The 17,593-nt window shown below is 71.8% G+C and carries 16 protein-coding genes; 9 read left to right on the top strand and 7 right to left on the bottom strand.

Features of this window, described 5'->3' with window-relative positions; genetic code table 11:
* The first annotated feature begins 131 nt into the window (after positions 1 to 131).
* The gene (locus tag BMH31_RS10745) at positions 132 to 2,672 is read left to right on the top strand and encodes a penicillin acylase family protein (protein WP_306460342.1); all 2,541 of its coding nucleotides are present in this window, start codon (positions 132 to 134) and stop codon (positions 2,670 to 2,672) included.
* A 166-nt stretch (positions 2,673 to 2,838) separates the two neighbouring features.
* Entirely contained in the window at positions 2,839 to 3,063 is a 225-nt protein-coding gene (locus BMH31_RS10740) for a DUF3107 domain-containing protein (RefSeq protein ID WP_099725239.1), read from the top strand.
* Positions 3,064 to 3,117: 54 nt separating this feature from the next.
* Here the strand turns inward: BMH31_RS10740 and BMH31_RS10735 are convergent, their stop codons facing one another.
* Positions 3,118 to 4,500 (bottom strand): bifunctional phosphopantothenoylcysteine decarboxylase/phosphopantothenate synthase, encoded by a 1,383-nt coding sequence (locus tag BMH31_RS10735; RefSeq protein WP_099725351.1) that lies wholly within the window; start codon positions 4,498 to 4,500, stop codon positions 3,118 to 3,120.
* A gap of 38 nt (positions 4,501 to 4,538) precedes the next feature.
* On the opposite strand from BMH31_RS10735, the gene BMH31_RS10730 reads away from it, so the two are divergent.
* Positions 4,539 to 5,312, top strand: a complete 774-nt coding sequence (locus BMH31_RS10730; protein ID WP_099725240.1) for an NRDE family protein — start codon at positions 4,539 to 4,541, stop codon at positions 5,310 to 5,312.
* Positions 5,313 to 5,317: 5 nt separating this feature from the next.
* Here the strand turns inward: BMH31_RS10730 and BMH31_RS10725 are convergent, their stop codons facing one another.
* Both BMH31_RS10725 and BMH31_RS10720 read right to left on the bottom strand, forming a co-directional pair.
* The gene (locus BMH31_RS10725) at positions 5,318 to 6,478 is read right to left on the bottom strand and encodes a methyltransferase domain-containing protein (protein ID WP_099725352.1); all 1,161 of its coding nucleotides are present in this window, start codon (positions 6,476 to 6,478) and stop codon (positions 5,318 to 5,320) included.
* Between the two features lie 49 nt (positions 6,479 to 6,527).
* Positions 6,528 to 7,247: a ferritin-like fold-containing protein gene (locus BMH31_RS10720; protein WP_099725241.1), complete on the bottom strand. Its 720-nt coding sequence runs from the start codon at positions 7,245 to 7,247 to the stop codon at positions 6,528 to 6,530.
* Positions 7,248 to 7,431: 184 nt separating this feature from the next.
* Between BMH31_RS10720 and BMH31_RS10715 the strand changes: the two genes are divergently transcribed.
* Entirely contained in the window at positions 7,432 to 8,928 is a 1,497-nt protein-coding gene (locus BMH31_RS10715; RefSeq protein ID WP_099725353.1) for a DEAD/DEAH box helicase, read from the top strand.
* A gap of 117 nt (positions 8,929 to 9,045) precedes the next feature.
* On the opposite strand, the gene BMH31_RS10710 is transcribed toward BMH31_RS10715, so the two are convergent.
* Together BMH31_RS10710 and BMH31_RS10705 are read right to left on the bottom strand one after the other, a co-directional pair.
* Complete coding sequence (locus BMH31_RS10710; RefSeq protein ID WP_099725242.1) at positions 9,046 to 9,903, bottom strand: PHP domain-containing protein; 858 nt, start codon at positions 9,901 to 9,903, stop codon at positions 9,046 to 9,048.
* Positions 9,904 to 9,970: 67 nt separating this feature from the next.
* Entirely contained in the window at positions 9,971 to 10,723 is a 753-nt protein-coding gene (locus BMH31_RS10705) for an SDR family oxidoreductase (protein ID WP_099725243.1), read from the bottom strand.
* A gap of 112 nt (positions 10,724 to 10,835) precedes the next feature.
* Between BMH31_RS10705 and BMH31_RS10700 the strand changes: the two genes are divergently transcribed.
* Positions 10,836 to 12,227 carry an aminopeptidase P family protein gene (locus BMH31_RS10700; RefSeq protein WP_099725244.1) on the top strand — a complete coding sequence of 464 codons (1,392 nt, stop codon included), beginning with the start codon at positions 10,836 to 10,838 and terminating at the stop codon, positions 12,225 to 12,227.
* A gap of 115 nt (positions 12,228 to 12,342) precedes the next feature.
* Positions 12,343 to 12,684, top strand: coding sequence for an Lsr2 family protein (locus tag BMH31_RS10695; protein WP_099725245.1), 342 nt, complete (start codon positions 12,343 to 12,345; stop codon positions 12,682 to 12,684).
* Positions 12,685 to 12,731: 47 nt separating this feature from the next.
* Here the strand turns inward: BMH31_RS10695 and BMH31_RS10690 are convergent, their stop codons facing one another.
* A complete protein-coding gene (locus BMH31_RS10690; RefSeq protein WP_241898248.1) occupies positions 12,732 to 13,241 on the bottom strand; it encodes a general stress protein in 510 nt (169 codons plus the stop codon).
* A gap of 55 nt (positions 13,242 to 13,296) precedes the next feature.
* Complete coding sequence (locus BMH31_RS10685; RefSeq protein ID WP_099725246.1) at positions 13,297 to 14,469, bottom strand: YncE family protein; 1,173 nt, start codon at positions 14,467 to 14,469, stop codon at positions 13,297 to 13,299.
* A 108-nt stretch (positions 14,470 to 14,577) separates the two neighbouring features.
* Between BMH31_RS10685 and BMH31_RS10680 the strand changes: the two genes are divergently transcribed.
* The 3 genes from BMH31_RS10680 to BMH31_RS10670 are packed head-to-tail and all read left to right on the top strand — an operon-like array spanning position 14,578 to position 17,593.
* Complete coding sequence (locus BMH31_RS10680; RefSeq protein WP_099725247.1) at positions 14,578 to 15,843, top strand: CBS domain-containing protein; 1,266 nt, start codon at positions 14,578 to 14,580, stop codon at positions 15,841 to 15,843.
* A complete protein-coding gene (locus BMH31_RS10675; RefSeq protein WP_099725248.1) occupies positions 15,840 to 16,397 on the top strand; it encodes a DUF1003 domain-containing protein in 558 nt (185 codons plus the stop codon). The genes BMH31_RS10680 and BMH31_RS10675 overlap by 4 nt, the downstream gene beginning before the upstream one ends.
* Entirely contained in the window at positions 16,394 to 17,593 is a 1,200-nt protein-coding gene (locus BMH31_RS10670; protein ID WP_099725249.1) for a P-loop NTPase, read from the top strand. The genes BMH31_RS10675 and BMH31_RS10670 overlap by 4 nt, the downstream gene beginning before the upstream one ends.

Here is a 17,593-nt window from a genome sequence, read left to right as displayed (position 1 = left end):
TCGGCTCCCTCGAACCACCGGAGGTCTTCGCAATGACGCACGCCACCGCAGCACAGGCACAAGCACCGGTACCGCGCGCCGAGCGTCGGGCGCGTCGCGGGCCCCGCAGATCCCTCCGGGTGCTCGGATGGGTGCTCGCCGTCCTCGTCGTGATCGCGCTCGTCGCGGCGGGCCTCGGCGCTTGGACCGTCGCTCGGTCCTTCCCTCAGACCACCGGGACGCTGCCCGCCGAGGGGCTCGACCGTGCGGTCACGGTGCAGCGGGACGCGAGCGGGATCCCCACGATCACCGCGGACACCGGCCACGACCTGTTCTTCGCCCAGGGCTTCGTGCACGCGCAGGATCGGTTCTGGGAGATGGACTTCCGCCGCCATCTGACCAGCGGCAGGCTCTCGGAGCTGTTCGGCGAATCGCAGGTCAGAACCGACACGTTCCTCCGCACGCTCGGCTGGCACCGCATCGCCGAGCAGGAGGTCCGCGATCTGCCGCAGGAGGTCCGCGCCTACTACGAGGCCTATGCGGACGGCGTCAACGCCTACCTCGCCCAGCGATCCGGCGCTGACCTGTCGCTGGAGTACGCGGTGCTCGATCTGCAGAACCCCGGCTACGCACCCGAGAAATGGACCCCGGCCGACTCGGTCGCCTGGTTCAAGGCGATGGCCTGGGACCTGCGCACCAACGTGGACGAGGAGTCGACACGCGCGCTGCTCGCGCGGACGCTCGATCCCGAGCGCCTGGAGGAGCTCTACCCGCCCTACCCGTTCGCGGAGCATCCGACGATCGTCGGGAGCGGATCGTCCCCCGCGTCCGCGGGACCCGCCGCACCCGCCGCATCCGCCGCAGCGGCCAGCGGGCCGATCGGCGCCGCAGGCCTGCCGGAGGACACCGCGCGGGCGATCGCCACGGTGGATGCGCTGATCGGGGCCCAGGGCGAGGGCGTCGGCTCGAACTCCTGGGTGGTGTCCGGCGCGCACACGGCCACCGGCGAACCGCTGCTCGCGAACGACCCGCATCTGGGCGCAGCCCTGCCCTCGGTCTGGACCCAGATGCAGCTGCGCTGCTCGACGGTGGGCCCGGACTGCCCGTTCGCGGTCGCCGGGTTCAGCTTCTCGGGGCTGCCGGGGATCGTGATCGGGCACAACGAGCGCGTAGCATGGGGCTTCACCAATCTCACGACCGATGTCGCCGACCTGTACGTGGAGCGCATCGACGGCGATCGGTATTGGAAGGACGGAGAGCTGCACCCGCTGCAGACACGACGGGAGACGCTGAAGGTCGCGGGCGGGTCGGACGTCGAGTTCGAGGTGCGTGCGACGGGGCACGGTCCCGTCGTGTCGGGCCTCACCGAGGATTTCACTGCGATCGCGGGAACGCCAAGAGTCGGGCTGGGCACCGGATCGGCGGAACGGGCGGAGGCGCCGGGCGCCGGGACGGATCGGCTCTCCGGCGAGTACGCCGTGAGCCTGCGGTGGACGGCGCTCGATCCGGGGACGACCGCTGAGGCGATCTTCCGGCTCGATCGGGCGAAGAACTACGACGACTTCCGCGCGGCGGCCGAGAAGTTCGACGTGCCCGCTCAGAATCTGATCTACGCCGACGTGGACGGCAACATCGGGTACCAGGCCCCGGGCCGGTTGCCGATCCGCGGGGCCGGAGACGGTTGGCTCCCCCAGCCCGGCTGGGACAGCGCGTACGACTGGACCGGCTTCATCCCGTTCGCGGAGCTGCCGCGGAGCTACAACCCGCCCGCCGGCTACATCGTGACGGCGAACAACGCGATCGTTCCGGAGTCGTACCCCTACTTCCTCAGCAGGGATTGGGACTACGGGTACCGAGCGGCGCGGATCACGGCCCTGCTCGACCGGAAGATCACGGAGGGGCCGATCACCGCCGACGATCTCCGGGAGATCCAGGCCGACGACCGGATGCCGGCCGCCGCCTCGCTGCGGCGCGCCTACGCGAGGATCTCGGTGGAGGATCCGAAGGTGCAGGCCGCGATCGACGGGCTCCGCGATTGGGACGAGCAGAACCGCGCCGATTCCTCCGTGGCCGCATTCGCGAACGTGCTCTGGAACCGGGTCACGGCGCTGATGGTGGGCGGCGGGTCCACTGAGATCCCCCGGGACGATCAGTCGAGATTCACCGTGTTCTTCGCCGAGCAGCTACGGGATCCGGGATCCCGGTGGTGGCGGAACGCCGAGGCCGGGATCACCTCGCGCGATGCGCTGCTGGAGCGCGCCGCGAACGAAGCGTATGCCGAGCTGGTGCGGGCGCAGGGCTCGGACGCGTCGCGCTGGAACTGGGGCGAGCTGCACGCGCTGACGCTGCGCAGCGGGACGTTCGGCAAGAGCGGGATCGCACCCGTCGAGGCGCTGTTCAACCGCGGGCCGTTCCCGGTCGGCGGCGGGTCCGGGGTCGTGAACGCGACCGGATGGGGCCTCGACGAGGGCTACGAGACGTCGACGGTGCCGTCGATGCGCATGGTCGTCGACGTGTCCGACTGGGATGCGTCGCAGTGGATCCACCTGACGGGCGCCAGCGGCCACGCCTTCCATCCGCACTACACGGATCAGACCGGGGACTGGGCCGCGGTCCGCTCGCGACCCTGGGCGTTCAGCGCGGAGGCCGTTTCGGCGACGACGCGCGACACGCTGCGGCTCGAACCACGCTGAGCGGGGTGCGAGGGGCCCTGCGCCGACAGCGAACGGCGGCTTCCGCCCGGGCACCGGCCCGGCGGCGCGCCATAGACTCGGATCAGATCCGGTGCTCGAGCACCGGCGGCCCGGTCGGAGCGTCGCTCGGTCCGGAGCCATCAGACCACTCACTCAGGAGGCCCCCGTGGAAGTTCGCATCGGCATCATCCAGTCCCCGCGCGAGATCAGCTTCGAGACCGACGCTTCGGCGGCCGATCTGCACGCCGCCGTCGAAGCCGCGCTCGAGGGCGGCAAGTCCGTCGTCAGCTTCACCGATTCGAAGTCCCGCCAGTACCTGGTGCCCGCGGCGGCGATCGCCTACGTGGAGATCGGCGGCGACACCGGGCGCAAGGTCGGCTTCGTCAGCTGACCCTCTGAATCGGCGCTCACGAGCGCGATCGACCGGCGGCCGCGCGCATGGGATTCACTCCCGGCGCGCGGCCGCCAGTTCTTCCACGACCGTGTCGAGGATCGCCTCGGCGACCTCGCGCTTACTCCCGCCGATCTCGCGCACCATCCGACCGTCCGCGTCGAGCACCTGCACGGCGTTCTCGGCCGATTCGAATCCCTGCACCCAGCCGACCGCGTTGACGGCGAGCAGGTCGACTCCCTTGCGCGCCAGCTTGCGGCGCCCGCGCTCCAGCAGTTCGTCGGCGTCCTCGGCGGTCTCGGCGGCGAAGCCGACGATCACTTGGCCGTCGTGCCGGGCACGCACGAGTCCGACGAGGATGTCGGGGTTCTCGACGAGTTCGATCACGGGCGGAGTATCGGAATCCTCCTTGCGCAGCTTGGAGTCCGAGACTTCCGCGACCCGGTAGTCGGCGACGGCCGCGGCCATGATCACCGCGTCGGCGCCCGGCGCAGCGCCCTGGGCGGCGGCCTCGAGCTCGGCCGCGGTGCCGACCGGCACCACTCGAACGTCGTCGCGCTCCGAGACGTCGGCCAGCACCGCGGCCTCGACGTTCGCCGCGAGCAGCACGACCTTGGCGCCGCGGTCCGCGGCCGCGGCGGCGAGCGCGACGCCCTGCTTTCCGCTGGATCGGTTGCCGATGAATCGGACCGGGTCGATGGGTTCCCGGGTTCCGCCGGCGGTGACGAGGACGCGGACCTCGTCGAGGTCGTGCCGGGACGGCGTCGCCTGCAGCGGTTCGGGTTCGGGTTCGGGTTCGGATTCCGGCTCGGCCGGGCCGGGCACGGCGGTCGCGGCGACGGTCGCGGGCGGCGCGGGGCCGCGTTCGGGCTCCGGCGCCTCGGCGAGCGGTGCGGACGCTCCTGCGGCCGCGCCCTCGAGCAGGGCGAGCGCCTGGGCGAGGATCGTCTCGGGCTCGCTCATGCGTCCGACCCCGCTGTCGGCGCCCGTGAGCCGGCCGCGCTCGGGACCGGCGAAGTGCACGCCCCGGGAGCGCAGGATCGCGATGTTGTCCTGCGTAGCCGGGTGTTCCCACATCTCGGTGTGCATGGCGGGTGCCACGAGCACGGGCGCGCGGGTGGCGAGCAGGGTGGTGCCGAGGAGGTCGTCGGCGAGCCCGGCGGTCATGCGCGCGAGGGTGTTCGCGGTGGCGGGGGCGACGATGACGAGGTCCGCCCGCTGGCCCAGCGCCACGTGGCGCACCTCGGGGACGTCCTCGTGCACGGAGGTGGTCACCGGGTGGCGGCTGATGGCCTCCCACGTCGGCCGGCCGATGAAGCGGAGCGCGGCCTCGGTGGGGACGACGTGCAGTTCGTGGCCCGCCTCTACGAGCAGCCTCGCGAGCAGGACCGCCTTGTACGCCGCGATCCCGCCGGTGACTCCGAGAACGATGTTCATGAGTGCCATCATTCCATCCCGCGCTAGACTCCGTCGCCATGTGCACGGTGATCCTCGATGTCCCGACGCGCGCGGACGCGCCGATCCGCCTGCTGGCCGTGCGCGACGAGGATCCGGAGCGCGCGTGGGATCCGCCGGGCGAGTGGTGGCCGGAGGAGCGGCCCGGCGTCGTCGGCGTGCGGGACCGCCGCGCGAACGGCGCGTGGCTCGCGGCCGTGGGTCCGAGCGCCGGCCCGAACGCCGGGGCGGCGCGGCTCGCGGTGATCCTCAACCGCGGCGAGACGGTGCGCCCGCGCGGAGCGGCGCCGCTCGCCTCCCGCGGCGGCATCGTGCTCGATGCGGTCGCAGGGATGGAACCCGCCGATCCGCCGGGGACCGCAGCGTTCAACCTCGTCGAGGTGTCGACCGCCGGCGCGCGCGTGACCGAGTGGGGCGGTTCCGGTCTCCGACGGACGCGGCTCTCCGCCGGGGTCCACATGCTCGCGCACGACGGCGTGGACGACCGCGCGACCGCGCGGATCGCCCGCTGGCTGCCGGAGTTCTCCGCGCTGCGCGAGGACGGGACCGGGTCCGGGTCGTTCTCGGAGTGGCGGGAGCGCTGGATCTCGCTGCTCGCCCGCAGCGCCGAGCTGGGACCGATGGACGATCGGGCGATCATCCGCGACAATCGCCCGCACGGCTACCCCACTCTGTCGCTGCTCGTGTGCGCGGCGGAGGTCGGCGACGCGGGCGTCGATCTGGTCTCCGCACCGCTGCGCCGCCCGGGTCGCTGGGGTTCACCCGCGTTCGGCGCTCCGCTCGCCCTGCGCTGAGGCGGTCAGCGGCGCTCGAGGCGGACGGCGACCTCGAGGTGCTTCGTGTGCGGGAACATGTCGAACAGGCGGCCCTCGCGCACCGCGTAGGACGGCATGGCTTCCAGGTCGCGCGCCAGCGACTCGGGGTTGCAGCTCGAGTAGACGACGTTCGCGATGCCGGAGCGCTCGAGCCAGTCGGAGAGCTCCGGTCCGATGCCGCGCCGGGGCGGGTTCACGACGACGAGCTCCGGCATCGGCTCGGAGCCGGCGGGGACCCCGCCGTCGAGCGCGAATGCCGTGGCATCCGCGGCGATGAACCGCGCGTGGAGTCCCGCATCGCGTGCGCTCCGGCGGGCGGAGCGCACGGCCGCCTCGGTCAGTTCGACCCCGACGACCTCGCGCGCCGCGGGCGCGTCCTCGGCGGCTTCGGCCTCGGCGCAGTGCAGCGCGAAGCCGCCGACCCCGCAGTAGAGGTCCCAGAGCGACCGGGGCCGGCTCTCGGCAACCCAAGCGGCGACCTGGGCGTAGAGCTCGCGCGCCACGGCGGTGTTGGTCTGGAAGAAGCTCTGCGGCAGCAGATGCAGGTCGATCGGACCGAGCCCCATGCGCAGCGAGGATCCCAGCAGCAGCTCCTCGCGCTCGCCCTCGAGCACCGCCTTGTGCTCGGGCAGCAGGTTGACCGAGATGACCGCTGCGTTCGGCACGGCGGCGCGGATCGCCTCGCGGGCACCGCGCAGCGTGCGCAGCGCGTGCTCGCTGCGCACCACGAAACGGAGCATCAGTTCGCCGGACGGCGCCTCGGTCACGTGCACGAACTTGAGTTCGCCCCGCCGCTCGGGTACCGAGTAGGGCGGCAGCCCGGTCCCGTCGAGCAGTGAGGCGAGCCGCGGGATCACCGCGGCGATGCCGGGCGACTGGATCGCGCACTCGCGCAGGTCGACGCCGCGACCGTCGGGTCCGAGGATCCCGAGCGTGACCCGGCCTCGCCGCCCGCCCACCACGAGCTTCGCGCGATTGCGGAAGCCGCGATCGCCCGCGGTGAAGGCGGGCAACCAGGCGTCGTGCGGCACGTCCGGCAGCAGTTCGGCGCAGCGCGCCTGCTTCTCGGCGAGCTGCGTGTCGTAGGGAGTCTCGATCAGCGCGCAGGACCGGCATTCGCCGGCGACGAAGTACCGGCACCGCAGCTGCCCCTCGTGCGGCGAACCGGCCGCGACGAGCGGGATCCCGGTGCGCTCAGGCCGTGAGCCCAAGCCGGTCCATCCGTCGAATGTGATCGGCGATCAGTTCGGTGAACACCGGCTCGACCTCGCTCGCGATGAACTCGCGGTGCTCGCTCAGCCCGAGCACCGCCCGGGAGACCAGCAGCGTGTCGCCCACGAGGCGGCGGCCCCAGAGCGCGAGCCGGTTGGCGAGCTTCGGGTCCGCGGCGATCTCGGCGGCCAGCAGCTCGCGCAGGGCGACCCGGCCCGGGTCGTCCTCCAGGATCTCGATGGCCTCACCGCGATAGGGATCGGTCAGCCCCTGCGCGAGGCTCGCGAAGAATCCGTCGAACAGACCGCCGACGAGGTAGAGCGACAGCACGTGCTGGTGCCAGTCGGCGACATCGATCCGCTCGATGTAGGCGTCGATCACCGAGCTGTACGGCTGCATCGCGGTGTGCGCCTCCTTGCCGCGGCGCCGGATCTCATCGGTGAAGCGCTGGTGCTTGGCGAGGGTCTGGCCCGCGACCCGGGCGAGCACCTCCTTCGCCTCGAGCGTCGCAGCGCCCGAGACACCGCGCGTCGCCGCCTCGTACAGCTCCAGCTGGAGGTACGCGGTCAGGCCGAGGAACGGCAGGATCCCGGGGGCGAACTCGGCGAGCTCGACGCGCACCGCCTCGTCGGATTCGCTCCGCGTACGCATCTTGCGTGCGGGCGCAGACGACTTGCGCAGGTTACGGATCCACTCGAACACCCCGTCAGTGTACCGGCGTCGGGGCCCGGCCCCGGCATAGACTGGTCGCCGTACGCAAATCAGACTGCTGCCGCCGCGGAGCGGCAGCGTGCTCCGCTCGGAAGAGTCGAATCAGCGCGGAGCCGACATCCCACGAGACAGGACGCACGTGACCACTTTCACCGAACTCGGCGTCGACCAGGACATGGTCGACGCGCTCGCAGGGGAAGGCATCGTCGACGCCTTCCCCATCCAGGAGCAGACCATCCCGCTCGCGATCTCGGGCCAGGACATCATCGGCCAGGCCAAGACCGGCACCGGCAAGACCTTCGGCTTCGGCCTTCCGCTGCTGCAGCGCATCGGCACCGACCCGGAGCCCGGCGTGCAGGCCCTGATCGTCGTTCCGACCCGCGAGCTGTGCGTGCAGGTCTACGAGGATCTCGAACTGGCCGCGAAGAACCGCGGGGCCACCGTCGTCCCGATCTACGGCGGCAAGGCCTACGAGGGTCAGATCGAGCAGCTGAAGGCCGGCGCCCAGATCGTCGTCGGCACCCCGGGCCGCCTGCTCGACCTCGCGAGCCAGCGCCTGCTCAATCTGGGCAACGTGCGCGAGATGGTGCTCGACGAGGCCGACAAGATGCTCGATCTCGGCTTCCTCGCCGATATCGAGAAGCTCTTCGCCAAGACCCCGGCGACGCGGCACACCATGCTGTTCTCGGCCACGATGCCCGGCACGATCGTCACCCTCGCGCGCCGCTTCATGTCGAAGCCGATCCACATCCGCGCGACGGATCCCGACGAGGGCCAGATGCAGGCCAACATCGAGCACATCGTCTATCGCGCGCACTCGCTCGACAAGGACGAGGTGATCGGCCGGATCCTGCAGGCCGAGGGCCGCGGCAAGACCGTCATCTTCATGCGCACCAAGCGCGCCGCCGCGAAGCTCCAGGAGGAGCTGACCGATCGCGGCTTCAATGCCGCATCGGTGCACGGCGATCTCAACCAGGATCAGCGCGAGCGCGCCATGGCCGCCTTCAAGGCGGGCAAGAAGGAGATCCTGATCGCGACCGACGTCGCCGCGCGCGGCATCGACGTCGACGACGTCACCCACGTCATCAACCACACGGTCCCCGACGACGAGAAGACCTACCTGCACCGCGTCGGCCGCACCGGCCGCGCGGGCCGCACCGGCACCGCCGTCACCTTCGTCGACTGGGACGACCTGCACAAGTGGGCGCTCATCAACAAGGCGCTGGACTTCGGCGTGCCGGAGCCCGTCGAGACCTACTCCTCGTCACCGCACCTGTTCGAGGATCTGAAGATCCCCGAGGGCACCAAGGGCCGTCTCAAGGCGACGCCCGTGAAGGAGCGCGCACCGCGCAGCGGATCCCGTTCGTCCGAGTCGGGCGAGGGTCGCGGCGAGGCCGGATCCCGCACGCGCAGCCGCAGCCGCACGCGCAGCGCGAACCCGCAGGGCCGCGGCCGCCACGAGGCGCACGGCCACGACCAGCACGGGCACGACTCCGAGGGCGGCGGCGAGCCCGGCGCCCCGCTGCCCGGATCCCCGGAAGAGACCGGCGAGGCGACCGCGCCGCGCCGCCGGCGTCGTCGCCGCCGCGGTGGCGCGGGCCGTTCCGCGTCCGGCGAGGCGCAGACCTCGACCGAGTCAGCGGGCGGGGACGCGGCGCCTTCGGCCGAGTAGCACCGGGTCGCGGACGCGACCCTACGCACGAGAAACGGCGGTGAGCCGGGCCTTCGGGACCGGCTCACCGCCGTTTCTCGTGCGGCTCAGCGCCGCACCGCGGCGCGGCCCCGTGACTCAGCGCGGAGTCGCGAGCCGTTCGCGCAGGCGCGCCACGGCCTCCTCGGCGGTGGTGCGCTCCCCCAGCCGGTTCGCCTTGCCCGCGCCGTGGTAGTCGCTCGCCCCGGTGACCTCGAGACCGATGGCCGCGGCGGACCGTTCGAGCGGCGGCAGCCAGCTCTCCCGGTTCTCGGGGTGGCTCAGCTCGATGCCCCAGAGGCCGGCCCCGGCGAGCCGGCGCAGCTCCGCGTCCGTGACCGGACCCCGCTGGCGGGTGGCGGCCGGATGCGCGAGCACGGTGGCGCCTCCGGCTTCGCGCACCATGCGGATCGCGTCCAGCGTCGCGATGGCGTAGGTGCCGATGTAGTAGGGCGAGCCGGGGTGCAGCACGCGCTCGAACACGGTGCTGCGATCCGCGAAGTATCCGGCGGTCACGAGCGCGTCCGCGATGTGCGGGCGGCCGACGGTGCGCGCGTCGCCGTCGCCCACCACGTCCGCCCAGGAGATCGCGTAGTCCCGTGCAAGCCGGCGCACCATCTCCTGCGCGCGGTGCAGGCGCGAGCGCCGCACCTCGTCGAGCGCCCCGAACAGCTCGGCCGCGCGCGCTCCCGGATCGATCCCATAGCCGAGAAGGTGGCGCGAACGCCCGTCGTGCTCGCTCGTGATCTCGATGCCGGGGAGGAAGTCGATGCCGGCGGTCGCAGCGGCGTCCCGGGCCTCGTCCCAGCCGTCGATCGTGTCGTGGTCCGTCAGGGCGAATCCCGCGAGCCCGATCCCGGCGGCCTCCTGCGCGATCGCGGACGGCCGCGTCGTGCCGTCGGAGATGGTGGAGTGGGTGTGCAGATCGAATCCGCCCCGCGCCCGCCGTGCTGCCATCCCATCAGTGTATGCCGTGGCCGGTCGTCGGGCGGAGCGGCCGCTCCGCCCGACGACCGGCCCGTCGCTACTGGGCCGTGTAGCCCCCGTCGACCAGGTGGTAGCTGCCGGTGACGAACGAAGCGGCGTCGCTCGCGAGGAACGCCACGAGGTGAGCGACCTCCTCGGCGCGGCCGAGGCGGCCGATGGGGTGCTTCGCGATGAGCGCCGCCCGCGCGGCCTCGTCGGCACCGGCGAGGAGCGGCGTATCGATGTACCCCGGTCCGACCGAGTTCACCCGGACCCCAGAGGTCGCGTACTCGAGCGCCGCGGTCTTCGTGAGGCCGACGACCGCGTGCTTGGTGGCGACGTAGGCGGGCGAGTACGCGGCTCCCACGCTGCCGAGGATCGAGGCGAGGTTGACCACCGAGCCTCCGCCGTTCGCCGACATCGCGGCGACCTGCGCTCGGGTGCCGCGGAACACCGCGTTGAGATTGACCGCGACGACCTTCTCCCAGTCGGCGTCGGTGTACGCGCCGGTGGGTGCGACGGCACCGCCGATCCCCGCGTTGTTCACGCCGATCCGCAAGGGGGCGAGGGATTCCGCGGCGAGGACGGTCTCGTCCACGATCTCCGTCGACGAGGCATCGCCGACGACGGCCACCGCGGTGCCTCCCGCACCCACGATCTCGGCGACGACCGCGTCCGCGGCGTCCGCGCTCAGATCCTGCACCACCACCTTCGCACCGTTCTCCGCGAGCAGCAGCGCGACCGCGCGGCCGATCCCCGAGCCCGCTCCCGTGACGATCGCCGATCGATCCGCAACATCGTAGGTGGCCATGATCTTCCCTTCGCTCCATCGAGTCCGTGCGGGCCCGATACGGTTCACGCTACGCCCGCGAGCTGATATTCGGGGGTGCCCGCACGAGAGCGCGAAGTGGGAGGATTGCAGAATGACCACTTCCGAGCAGACCACCCACGAGGTGGAGATCGACAACAGCAACCGCAGCACGACGCCGAAGTCCGAAGCGTTCCTCGACTACATCATGTCGGGCTGGGCCGAGCGCACCGACGAGCAGCCCGAATCGCGCGAGTCCGCAGCATTCGCCCGCGACCGCCGCGGCCGCCTGTCCGCGCAGTTCCCCGGGCAGCGCCTCGTGATCGCGGCGGGCGCCGCGAAGCAGCGCTCCAACGACACCTTCTACCCGTACCGGCCGCACAGCGCCTTCGCGCACCTGACGGGCTGGGGCACGGACAGCGAACCGGGCGCGATCCTCGTGCTCGATCCCGCGGGCGACGCGCACGAGGCGACGCTCTACTTCAACGAGCGCGCCGGCCGCGACTCCGAGGAGTTCTTCGCCAATCCCGAGATCGGCGAATTCTGGATCGGCGCGCGCCCGTCGCTCGCCCAGGTCTCGGCCGATCTCGGTCTGCGCACCGCTCACCTGGCCGAGTTCGCGGCCGCGGACGGCGACCGGACCCTCGAGGATCCCGAACTCGACCGTGCCACCTCAGAGCTGCGACTCGTGAAGGACGCGTACGAGCTGCGCGAGATGCAGCTCGCGGTCGACGCGACGGCCCGCGGCTTCGACGACGTGCTCGCGGGCCTCGATCGCGCGGTCGCCGAGACCCGGGGCGAGCGCGTCGTCGAGGGGACCTTCAACCTGCGCGCTCGGCTCGACGGCAACGCCGTCGGCTACGAGACCATCGCCGCCTCGGGCGCGCACGCCTGCACCCTGCACTGGATGCGCAACGACGGCGTCGTCCGCGACGGCGATCTGCTGCTGCTCGACGCGGGTGTCGAGGTGGATTCGCTCTACACCGCCGACATCACCCGCACGATCCCGATCTCGGGAACGTTCTCGCCCGTGCAGCGGAAGGTCTACGAGACCGTGCTCGAGGCCGCCGACGCCGCGCGCGCGATCGTCCGGCCCGGGATCCGGTTCAGCGAGGTGCACGATGCCGCGATGGCCGTGATCGAGCGACGCACGCGCGAATGGGGATTCCTGCCCGCGGATTCCGGCGACGATGCTCCCGCATATCACCGCCGCTATATGGTGCACGGCACGAGCCATCACCTGGGTCTGGACGTGCACGATTGTGCCGCAGCGCGGCGAGATCACTATTACGAGGGCGTACTCGAACCGGGAATGGTGTTCACCATCGAGCCGGGTCTGTATTTCCAGCCCGATGATCTCACCGTGCCGGAGGAATTCCGCGGTATCGGAGTACGAATCGAAGACGATATCGTCGTCACTGAAAACGGATGCGCGAACCTTTCCTCTGAAATCCCGCGCACCGCGGACGAGGTTGAGAACTGGGTTCGGGGGGCGCGCAATTCCTAACAATCGTCAGGGATATAGATTACATTTCAAGTAATGCGAAATATCCAGGGATCTCGGCTATATTTGCCGCGAGGGATCCGGAGAAGACCGGATTTCATTCGCGAAGGAGACAGCAATGGCAAAGCGGATCACCGAGATCCTCGTCGATGACCTCGACGGCACCGAACTGACGGACGGCGCGGGAGAGACGGTGCGTTTCTCGCTCGACGGCACCGCGTACGAGATCGATCTCTCGGAGGCCCACTCGGCCGAGCTCCGCGAGGCGTTCGCGCCGTTCGTCAAGGCGGCCCGCAAGGCCTCCTCCGCAGCCCGCGGCCGCACCGCGCAGCGCTCCTCGCGCGGCTCGTCGAACGCGAGCGCCGTCCGCGAGTGGCTGCGCGAGCAGGGCCACGAGGTGCCGGACCGCGGACGCATCCCGGGCAAGCTCCTCGCGATCTACGAGGCGGCCCAGGGCTGAATCGGCTCGGCGCCGGTGCGCTGCGAGAACGGGGATAGCGGGATCCGCTATCCCCGTTCCGCGTTCTCGGGGGAGGTCAGCACGCGCCGGGCCTCGCCGACCAGTTCCGCCGAGGTGATCAGGTCGTACCGCGTTGCGACCATCTGCGAGACGGACGAGAAGTCGCGGCGATTTCGATTCATCGCGTAGGAGAGCACGCCGAAGAGCATTCCGAACCCGGCGCCGATCACGATCGCGGCGATGAACACGCCGAAGATCGACGCGTTCTCGGGCTGGAAGATGAAGAGCAGGATCGACAGGAATACGCCGAGATATGCTCCCGACGAAGCGCCCACCATCGCGACGCGACCGTAGGTGAGCCGCCCGGTCACGCGCTCGACGCTGCGCAGGCCGTTTCCGACGATGGACACCTCGGCGACGGGGAAACGGGCGCGCGCGAGCAGATCCACCGCGTGCTTCGCATCGGCGTAGTGCTCGTAGGTCGAAACCACCTCGCCGGTCGGCAGTTCCGGCATGAGAAGGGCTCGGCGCGCGGCGCTCGGATTGGGACTGCTCATGACTGCATTCTCCCATTCCCGCCCCTGAGTGTGCGGAATCCCCCGCCGAACCGATTCAGCGGGCGGCGAACGCGACCACCGCCTGCGGATATCCCGGGACCGGTTGCCGCCGCAGCCGGAGGTCGCGCAGCCGCACGTGCGTGATCCCGTCCCAGCCGGCCTCCCGCGTATTGCCGCCGGCCACGGCCGCCCAGGCCTCGTCCTCAGCGTCGCGCCACACCGCGACCGTCTCGTGCGGCACGGGCAGCGGGGCGATCCGTTCCGCTCCGCTGTCGAGATCGAGCACCGACAGGTTGGGCTCTCCGGTCGCGTTGCCGAAGGCGCCCGTGCCGACGGTCACCAGCAGGCGGTCGTCGAGGGCCGTGCCGTGCGCGTGCGAGTTGGCGCGGCTCCGGAGCGCGTTTCCGGTCCGCCCGCTGCGCGGATCGAGCCGCACCACGGGCTTCCCCTGCACCGGGAGCAGGATCGTCCCGTCCGCGTCCACCGCGCCGTAGTGGGGCTTCTCCCAGGAGGCGAGGCCGCCCTCGGTTCCGAACGGCGCGATCCGGTGCTCCTGCGCCGCCAGGGTCCGCGCGTCGACGACCGTCACGGAGAAGGTGTCGTGGTCGACGGTCGCGGCCCAGGATCCGTCCGGGGCGACCAGCACGTCGAACGGACGCCCGCCGACCCGCACGGAGCCGGCGAACCGGCCGCCCGCGGAGTCGAAGACCTCCAGGTGCGCCCGCGGCTCGTCCGTGCCGACCGCGACGTAGATGCGGGCGCCGTCGGGCGACACGGCGAGGCCGAGGCCGCCCGGGCGGTACTCCCCCGAGCCGATCCGGGGTGCAGGGTGCTGATAGGGCACGAGCGCCGAACGCTTCGCGGTGCGCAGATCGATCACGGCGAGCCCCTCGGCTGTGGCCGCGTACCCGGTCCCGCCGTCCGGCGAGACGCCCACGCCCCAGGGCGCCGCGCCGACCCGGATGCGGGTGATCCCCGCCTCGCCCTCGGCCGCCGGATCGATCACCGCGACGGCGTCCTCGTGCGCGAGCGAGGCCAGCAGCAGGGTCCGCTTCGCGGGCGCCGGGGGCTCCGTCGCACCGCGTTTCGGCATCGGCCGCGGTGACGCGGTCGCGGGCCCGGAACGCGGCGTCCCGCTCTCGGGTGCGCAGCCGAGCAGCGGCAGCACCGCCAGCGCCGAGGCCGCGAGCAGGCCCCTCCGGGAGATCCGCTCCGTCGATTCATGCATGCTGCCATCCTCGGACGCCGAGGCTCCGTCCGCCTCAACCGATCGATTGGTCCTGAGCGTTCGGCTCCTGGGGCCCCGAACCGGAGCCCGGCCCACTACCGTAGAGGGGTGAGCAGTTCGAGGATCTTCGTAGGCCGCCTCGCCGGACGCGGGGTGTTCGATCCCGTCGGCGACCGGATCGGCAAGGTGCGCGACGTACTGGTGGTCTACCGGGCGGCGAGCGCCCCGCGCGTGGTCGGCCTGATCGTCGAGATCCCCGGCAGACGCCGCGTATTCGTGCCCATCGGGCGCATCACGTCGATCGGCGCCGGTCAGATCATCGCGACCGGGCTCATCAACGTCCGCCGCTTCGAGCAGCGCGGCGGCGAGACGCGCATGATCGCCGAGATGATCGGGCGCGAGGTCAAGCTCGTCGAGGGGGGCCGCGAAGCCGTGATCGAGGATGCGGCCATCGACCGGACCCGCTCGGGCGAGTGGATCGTCTCCGAGCTCTTCGTCCGCACCGCCAAGCCCGCGTCCACCTTCTCGCGCGGCGAATCCCGCATCGTGAAGTGGGCCGACGTGCGTCTGCCGACCGACCCCTCGGCCGCGCAGTCGGCCGAGCTCCTGATCCAGACCCTCGTCGATCTCAAGCCCGCCGACCTCGCCGAGGCGCTGCTCGAGCTCCCGCAGCCCCGCATGCTGTCGGTGGTCGAGGAGCTGCCCGACGAACTCGTCGCCGACGCGCTGGAGGAGATGGTCGAGGCCGACCAGCTCGCGCTCCTCAAGCTCCTGCCGCCGGCTCGCACCGCCGATGTGCTCGACCGCATGGAGCCCGACGACGCGGCCGACCTCATCTCGGCGCTGCCCGCGGCCGAGGGCGAGGAACTGCTCGACCTGATGGAGCCCGAGGAGGCGGAGGACGTCCGCCGCCTGCTCGAGTACGACGCGGACACCGCGGGCGGACTCATGAGCCCGGCCCCCATCGTGCTCTCGGCCGAGGCGAGCGTCGCCGAGGGCCTCGCGATGATCCGTCGCGCCGAGATCCCGCCCGCGATGGCCTCGGCGGTCTACGTCACCCACCCGCCCTACGAGACCCCGACCGGCGAATACCTCGGCATGGCGCACTTCCAGCGCATGCTGCGGTTCCCGCCGCACGAGCGGCTCTCGGCGCTGCTCGACACCGAGATCGAGGCGATCCCGGTGCGCGCGAGCGCTGCGGAGGTGGCCCGGCGCCTCGCCAGCTACGACCTCGTCGCGCTGCCCGTGGTCGACGAGCAGGATCACCTCGTCGGCGTGGTCACGATCGACGATGTGCTCGACCATCTGCTGCCCGACGACTGGCGCCATGCCGACGACGAAGCGCCGCACCCGAGGAACGGAGCCGCTCGATGATCTGGTTCCGCAAGAAGGACACCGCCGGGCTCGACGCTCCGCGTGCGGCGGGCGGCCGTGTCGCGCGGGACCGCGACGTCTCGAACAACGAGGTGTTCGGCCGCTGGACCGAGGGCATCGCCCGCGGCATGGGCACGCCGTGGTTCCTCCTGCTGCTCAGCGTGTTCTGCCTCGCCTGGCTCATCTGGAACACCGTCGCCCCCGACGGGTGGCGCTTCGACTCCGCCGCCCTCGGCTTCACCGCGCTCACGCTCATCCTCTCGCTGCAGGCCTCCTACGCGGCGCCGATGATCCTGCTCGCGCAGAACCGCCAGGACGACCGGGACCGCGTACAGATCGAGCAGGACCGGCAGCGCGCGGAGCGCAACCTGGCCGACACCGAGTTCCTCGCGCGCGAGGTCGTCGCGCTGCGGCTCGCGATCAAGGATCTGCCCGACCGGGACTTCGTCCGTGCCGAACTGCGCGCGCTGCTCGCCGAGCTCGCCGCGGAAGACGACACCGACGATCGAGACCCCGACGCGACGGAGGACGCCGGACGGACCGACGCACGATGACCGCCGAGGAGGGCCGCAGCCACGGGCCCGGCGCCCGAGCCGACGCCTCCCCCGCGGAGGCCGCCGTCTGGGCCGCGCTCGACCGCGTCAAGGACCCCGAGATCCTGCGCCCCGTGACGGAGCTCGGCATGGTCGACTCGGTGCGCGTCTCCCCCGACGGCGCGGCGCACGTCGGCATCGCCCTGACGATCGCGGGCTGCCCCGCCGCCCGGCGCATCGAGTCGGAGGTGCACGAGGCCGCCGGCACCACGGCGGGGATCGCCTCCGCGGACGTCTCGGTGCGTGTCATGTCGCCCGAGGAGCGTCGCGCCTTCACGGAGCGGGTGCGGGGCGACCGCGCGAAGCGGCCCCAGCAGTTCGGGCCCGATTCGCTGACCCGCGTGATCGCGGTGACGAGCGGCAAGGGCGGCGTCGGCAAGTCGTCGCTCACGGCCGGCCTGGCGGTGGCGCTCGCCGTGCAGGGGCTGCGCGTCGGACTCGTCGACGCCGACGTGTTCGGTTTCTCGATCCCCGGCATCCTGGGGCTCAGTCGCGACGGCCGGGTCGAGGGCCCCACTCGCGTGGACGACCTGATCCTGCCGCCCGTCGCCCACGGCGTGAAGGTCATCTCGATCGGCATGTTCCTGGGCGATCAGGATCCGCGGTCCACCGCCGTCTCGTGGCGCGGGCCGATGCTGCATCGCACCATGGAGCAGTTCCTGCGCGACGTCTGGTTCGGCGACCTCGACGTGCTCCTGCTCGATCTGCCGCCGGGCACGGGCGACATCGCCATCAGCCTCGGCCAGCTGCTCCCCCACGCCGAGGTGCTCGTCGTGACGACCCCGCAGGAGGCCGCAGCCGATGTGGCTGTGCGCAGCGCGCTCGTCGCCCGCCAGACCGGTCAGCGCGTCATCGGCGTCATCGAGAACATGGCGGGACTCGCCCAGCCCGACGGCTCGGTGCTCGACCTCTTCGGATCGGGCGGCGGCGCGCTCGTGGCAGCGCGCCTGAGCGACGACGAGCACGGCCCGGTGCCACTGCTCGGCAGCGTGCCGCTCAGCCCCGAGTTCCGGGCGAGCGGCGACGCGGGTGCTCCGGCGGTCATCGCCCTGCCCGAGGATCCCGCCGCGCGCGAGGTGCTGCGCATCGCGTCGGTGCTCTCGGTGCGCCCGCAGAGCCTGGCCGGACGCTCGCTCGGCATCTCGCCCTCGGCCTAG

It is taken from the genome of Leucobacter sp. OLIS6, from assembly GCF_002752355.1.
In the GTDB taxonomy this organism is placed as follows: Bacteria; Actinomycetota; Actinomycetes; order Actinomycetales; family Microbacteriaceae; genus Leucobacter.
Note: the sequence above shows the minus strand (reverse complement) of the source record. Positions and strands in the feature narration are given on the sequence as shown.

What these genes read in the sequence shown, in the direction of transcription:
- BMH31_RS10675 (WP_099725248.1), top strand. Translation starts at nt 15,840, where the DNA reads ATGATCTGGTTCCGCAAGAAGGACACCGCCGGGCTCGACGCTCCGCGT.
- BMH31_RS10735 (WP_099725351.1), bottom strand. Translation starts at nt 4,500, where the DNA reads ATGAACATCGTTCTCGGAGTCACCGGCGGGATCGCGGCGTACAAGGCG.
- BMH31_RS10695 (WP_099725245.1), top strand. Translation starts at nt 12,343, where the DNA reads ATGGCAAAGCGGATCACCGAGATCCTCGTCGATGACCTCGACGGCACC.
- BMH31_RS10690 (WP_241898248.1), bottom strand. Translation starts at nt 13,241, where the DNA reads ATGAGCAGTCCCAATCCGAGCGCCGCGCGCCGAGCCCTTCTCATGCCG.
- BMH31_RS10715 (WP_099725353.1), top strand. Translation starts at nt 7,432, where the DNA reads ATGGTCGACGCGCTCGCAGGGGAAGGCATCGTCGACGCCTTCCCCATC.
- BMH31_RS10670 (WP_099725249.1), top strand. Translation starts at nt 16,394, where the DNA reads ATGACCGCCGAGGAGGGCCGCAGCCACGGGCCCGGCGCCCGAGCCGAC.
- BMH31_RS10705 (WP_099725243.1), bottom strand. Translation starts at nt 10,723, where the DNA reads ATGGCCACCTACGATGTTGCGGATCGATCGGCGATCGTCACGGGAGCG.
- BMH31_RS10730 (WP_099725240.1), top strand. Translation starts at nt 4,539, where the DNA reads ATGTGCACGGTGATCCTCGATGTCCCGACGCGCGCGGACGCGCCGATC.
- BMH31_RS10710 (WP_099725242.1), bottom strand. Translation starts at nt 9,903, where the DNA reads ATGGCAGCACGGCGGGCGCGGGGCGGATTCGATCTGCACACCCACTCC.
- BMH31_RS10700 (WP_099725244.1), top strand. Translation starts at nt 10,836, where the DNA reads ATGACCACTTCCGAGCAGACCACCCACGAGGTGGAGATCGACAACAGC.
- BMH31_RS10685 (WP_099725246.1), bottom strand. Translation starts at nt 14,469, where the DNA reads ATGCATGAATCGACGGAGCGGATCTCCCGGAGGGGCCTGCTCGCGGCC.